4 protein-coding genes are annotated in these 5,327 nt (G+C 39.0%); 2 read left to right on the plus strand and 2 right to left on the minus strand.

Features of this window, described 5'->3' with window-relative positions:
• Together AC1DSL_RS15495 and AC1DSL_RS15500 are read right to left on the minus strand one after the other, a co-directional pair.
• Positions 1-2,574 (minus strand): dynamin family protein (locus tag AC1DSL_RS15495; RefSeq protein ID WP_477532867.1); only part of this gene is annotated, 2,574 nt, incomplete at its 3' end.
• 177 nt (positions 2,575-2,751) lie between these two features.
• Complete coding sequence (locus tag AC1DSL_RS15500; protein WP_016427361.1) at positions 2,752-3,141, minus strand: hypothetical protein; 390 nt, start codon at positions 3,139-3,141, stop codon at positions 2,752-2,754.
• 236 nt (positions 3,142-3,377) lie between these two features.
• Between AC1DSL_RS15500 and AC1DSL_RS15505 the strand changes: the two genes are divergently transcribed.
• Together AC1DSL_RS15505 and AC1DSL_RS15510 are read left to right on the plus strand one after the other, a co-directional pair.
• The gene (locus AC1DSL_RS15505) at positions 3,378-4,211 is read left to right on the plus strand and encodes a transporter substrate-binding domain-containing protein (RefSeq protein ID WP_016427362.1); all 834 of its coding nucleotides are present in this window, start codon (positions 3,378-3,380) and stop codon (positions 4,209-4,211) included.
• A gap of 21 nt (positions 4,212-4,232) precedes the next feature.
• Positions 4,233-4,910 carry an amino acid ABC transporter permease gene (locus tag AC1DSL_RS15510; protein WP_477532868.1) on the plus strand — a complete coding sequence of 226 codons (678 nt, stop codon included), beginning with the start codon at positions 4,233-4,235 and terminating at the stop codon, positions 4,908-4,910.
• The last annotated feature ends 417 nt before the right edge of the window (positions 4,911-5,327 follow it).

Here is a 5,327-nt window from a genome sequence, read left to right on the forward strand (position 1 = left end):
GTCAATGGCGTTTACGATAAAGAACATTTTATCCAATTCAAATGCATCTTTCACGCGACCAAGCTGAATCAAAAATTCTCTATCAGCACGAGCAAATGCGTGATTATAATACGTAATGAAAAGAATAGCGTCCGCATTACGGATGTATTCAAATGCCACGCCTGTGTGTCGTGCATTAATAGAGTCTGCTCCTGGCGTATCCACCAGAGTGACCCCCATTCTCGTTAACTGACAATCATAGTAGAAATCAATGGTATCGACAAAACAGCTCTTGTTTTCCTGGGCAACAAACGCTTCAAATTCATCTCTATTTACGCGCAAAGTTTCACCAAGTTGTTCTTTGAACGTAGAATACCCTTCTTTAAAAGCACGAATGAATGCTTTGTGTACTTGCAAGCCTTCGTTTTCTAACGTCATATTTTCTATATCGTTCGCCTTTTTGTACGCTTCATCTAAAGAAACGACATTGATTCCGATAGCATGGAATGAAGAAGCAACATCTTCAAAAAATTGATCTTTCGTTTTCAGCTTTACATCAGCCGTTTCGTGCGGATTATGTTCAGTGACGGGACGAATCTTATTTATTGCGGCAGTTGTTGGATTTGGGGAAACTGGCAACACATTTGCCCCCATTAAAGCATTTGAGAACGACGATTTGCCTGCACTGAAAGCCCCGAATAAGGCAATGGTAAAGTCCTGTTTCTCAAGACGCTGAGATTTAGTTTGCAGATACTGTGCAACCTCAGAGAAGCCTTGGATATGTTCAATCTGATTGGCAATGTATTTCGCACGTGACAGTGTATCATTCACTGCAATACCTGCAGTTTCCGGTCTGTCAGACGGATGTTCCATAACATTATCTTCCGTGTCTTTTTCGACAATCATGGAAGAATCAAAAGGTACCATTTGTTGTTCAGCCAACTCATGATTTTGCACCCATTTTTTCACCAACTCAGCAGAGTTACTATTCKTATTTCTTGAAGGGTTGTCCCATTCTTTTGTGAAACCTACATGCTGTTTATGCAATTGTTCCAGCGTTTCAATCGCTAATAATTTTTCTTGATAGGCACGAGATTTAGAATCAGCTTGACCAAAATCATCTTCTGGTAAGTCCTCTATAACTTTTGCGTGCACGTTTTTCCAGCCATCGGTTTGTTGGATGAACCATTTTTTCGTCGCATCTGTAACTCGGTTAGCAAAATTCAATACAGAATCAGCGGTAACCAGTGACCCTTTTTGAATTTGTTCTTCTATAATTTGTAAAGTTGGATGGAATTCCATCTGATCAATTGCCAGTGATTGTTCATCAGTCAATAAGCCCACATCTTTTAAAGACTGTTTCATTAATGAACGCATATGTCCGGCAATTTGAGATTGTATGACCGTATCGTATTCTTTTTCGACAAGCTGTCCACGAGTATTTCTCTCTTCTTCCGTTTTCTTCCCACTGAAGAATAGGCCAACCTTAAAGTTTTCTTGTTTTGCTTCCAAATACGACTTTAATTTGTCTCGTAACTCGTATGGCATCATGGTGGCATTATCCAGTAAATTTTTTCGATTGGCTTCAAAGTTATCTGACCACGCTTTAGAACTAAGTAATTTTGCTTGGTTTTGATAGTGTGCGGCCGTCTTTCTGATTTCTTCTTTATCTTCCCATTCATCCTCAGATAGTACGTTGGCGAAAGTTGACTGGCACTCTTCTATTTCATCCGTTAAATATTCAAGATGTTCATCGTGTAATTTGATTAATGTATTGGTCGACGACTTCACTAATTGGTCTTGCCAATTATTCATGCTGTACATCACGATTTCCCGAACTTCGGTAAAGTCGTTGTAAGGATGATTGGCATCTTTTAAAGAAGTGAAAAAGATATCTTTTGGTATTACGCCCCATGCCTTGAAGGAGTCGTGTACAGACTCTTTAAATTGCGTAAACGTCAACTCATTTTCACGGTGTTTATCAATCTGATTTACAATCAAATAGAGATTGTCGTTATATTTCATAAGTTGTTTTGTAAACCCAAAGTTCAACTCTGATTGGACGTGGTTATAGTCCATCATATAGAAAACGATATCTGCCAAGTGTAACGATGATTCTGTCGACATACGGTGTGCATCGTCAGTAGAATCAACTCCTGGTGTATCCATGACCGTTATTCCTTCAGGTAGGACCGAAGATTCATGTCCAATTTCAATTTGCGAAACTGCATGTCCATCCTTACAAAATTCTTTTACCGTTTCAAAATCATAATCTCCCGAAAATTTAACTGGTTGTTGATCTTGCATATACACAATGGCAAAATCGTTTGTTGCTTTATGTATTTTAACGATATTCGCGCTTGTTGGTATGGGACTGGATGGAAGGAGTTGCTCTCCCGTCAATGCGTTGATCATACTCGACTTGCCCGCAGAAAAGTGACCTGCAAAACCAATTGTAAATTCCCGGTTCATTAATTTTTGTGAGAACAAATTCGTTTTGTTCATTCGTTCCACATCGTCTACTTCTTTAAATAATGTATAGGCTCTTGCCGTTTCTTGTAATAGGTGATTAATTTGATCTTCAAATGAATGCATTCTTGGTTGAACTCCTTTATCAAAAACTATGTCTATCATATCATGTTTAAAACTGTCGCATCTTGTAGAAATGTAAGTTGTTGCGAATTTATGGAGAAGACTTCTATGATACATGAAAGTCCAGGAACACGAAAAGACCGGTAACGGAATTTCCGCACCGGTCTTTCTTCTGTTCATTTACTCTTTCACTGTTATTACTGGAAACTTGACGTTCATTAAAACATTGAAAGCAAACAGGATAACGCTGATTACGACTAGCGTAGCACCTATTGAAATAAATGTTACTGCCTGCTCTGCTCCGCTGAGTAAGAGTGTAGACAGGCCAACCATCATTAGTAGCAGGCCGATGTTAGATGCCCAAAAATGAACTTTGGCAAGCGTATGATTTCCCGCTTTTGGAAATAAATAATAAATGAGTCCCGCTAGTGCAAATGAAACCCAACCTAATAAACTGATGTGAACATGGACGCCTTTGAGCGTATAGTCATGCCCCATGGACATATACATGCCCAGTATTACGCCAATGGTAAAATAAACGACCGAAACCTTGATAAATTTAATTCCCACGCCTCATTCTCTCCTTTCAAAGTAAAAACATTAAAATTCCTTTATATAATGTATTTTTGAAAGTATAAGAGTATTCATTAACGAATTATTAATCACATTTACAGGTTCTGTTAAATAAGAAATAAATCGATAATAATCTAAGAATTCTTACATTCGAAAATCTTAATCAAAAGGTTGCTCTAATTCATACTTCAATGGTATGTTTTTAAGCGGATTACATTATAAGGAGGCTTTTTATGAAGAAAAAAAGATTATCACTATATATCGGGTTGGCTTCGATGGTATTTTTGACTGCATGTGGAAACGATAATGCAAAAGAATCAGCCAAATCAACTACAGCTTGGGATACAATCCAAGAAGAAGGTTCAATAACTGTTGCAACTTCCGGTACACTTTTCCCAACTTCTTACCGGGACGAACAATCGGATGAATTGACTGGATTTGAAGTGGAAGTTGTACGTGAACTCGCAAAACGCTTGGAGTTGGATATAGAGTTCAAAGAACTTGGATTTGATGAAATGCTTACAAGTGTCAAAACTGGGCAAGTTGATTTAGCCGCCAATGACATTGAAATCAGCGAAGACAGACTTGAAAATTTCATCTTCTCCACTCCGATTAAATATTCATATGGCACAGCAGTAGTTCGCAAGGATGATTTATCAGGCATTAAATCTCTGGAAGATTTAAAGGGTAAAAAAGCGGCTGGGGCATCCACATCAGTTTATATGGAAATGGCCCGTCAATATGGAGCAGAAGAAGTTACGTATGATAATGTACCGAACGAAGTTTACTTACGTGACGTATCCATTGGGCGAACAGACGTTATTTTAAATGATTATTATCTTCAAACACTTGCTGTAGCTGCATTTCCTGAATTGAACATCACCATTCATCCGGATATCAAATACAGTCCGTCCAAGATTGGTCTTGTCATCAACAAAGAAAATTCAGAGCTCGAAGACAACGTCAATCGAGTGTTGAAAGAAATGCTTGAAGATGGAACCATCAGTGAAATTTCCGCAAAATTCTTTAATGGTGCGGATGTTTCCAAAGAAGTTAATATTGATTAATTGAGCCAGGGGGATTAACGGATGAATGAAATTGAATGGGGACTTCTATTTGATCCTCAATTAGCTCTTGATTCTTTCCCCTACGTTCTTAGTGGCATTTGGTATACGCTTCTCATCGCAATTGTCAGTATGGTAGTCGGACTGATTATCGGATTTTTCATTGCTCTGGCAAGAACATCAAATCTTCTGTTCTTACAATGGCCAGCGAGATTGTACATTTCATTTATGAGAGGCGTTCCAATCCTGGTCATACTGTTCTTGTTATACTTTGGGTTTCCAGTCATCGGAGTTGAATTTACGGCGATGCAGGCTGCGCTGATTGGCTTCAGTTTGAATAGCGCGGCTTACATGGCTGAAATTCTTAGATCTTCACTATCTTCCGTTGATATTGGACAATGGGAATCTTCCAAAGCACTTGGACTTACGTATTGGCAATCCATGAGAAGAATTATTCTCCCACAATCCGTAAGAATCGCCGTACCTCCACTATCCAATGTATTAATGGATTTAATCAAAGCCTCTTCATTGGCAGCAATGATTACGGTGCCAGAAATGTTTCAAAAAGCACGAAGCGTTGGGGCAAGGGAATATGATTTATTAACCCTACTCATCCTTGTAGCTCTTATCTACTGGGCAATTTGTTCAGTCATGACTGTTCTACAGAACTATTTGGAAAAACGTTTTGCGAAATATCTTTGAATTCGATGTACCGTTCTTGAATTCAAAGTAATGAATAAGTTTTTTCAAACGAAAAAGGAGCCAAAACATAAACTGTTTTGGCTCCTTTCAGACTGTAGACAAASAAWAAAATGAGTGAATATAACTGCATTTCTATTGAAAAAGAGCYTATGCAAGAAWATGTTGATTTCCATTGCGGCGGACGCGTTTCGCGGGCACGGCTTCAGTCTCCTCGTCACTAGAAAAACCGGTGCTCCYRCATCGCTTCGCTAGCTTCGTCGCAAACGAATAGTGCAAACTTACATTTGCACTATTCGTTTCCTGYGGGKCCTTCAGCTCGTGCTGTTCCCGCTGAAAAGATTGGAACCAAAGGCAATTTGGTCCTAATCTTTGCGACGAGTAACCGCAGGAGCAGTTGTTTTCCACCGCCTCCACTCC

It is taken from the genome of Paenisporosarcina sp. P4_D4 (assembly GCF_056401835.1).

Bases quoted from the DNA above. Each gene is read 5' to 3' on its own strand.
- AC1DSL_RS15505 (WP_016427362.1), top strand. From the start codon at position 3,378: ATGAAGAAAAAAAGATTATCACTATATATCGGGTTGGCTTCGATGGTA.
- AC1DSL_RS15510 (WP_477532868.1), top strand. From the start codon at position 4,233: ATGAATGAAATTGAATGGGGACTTCTATTTGATCCTCAATTAGCTCTT.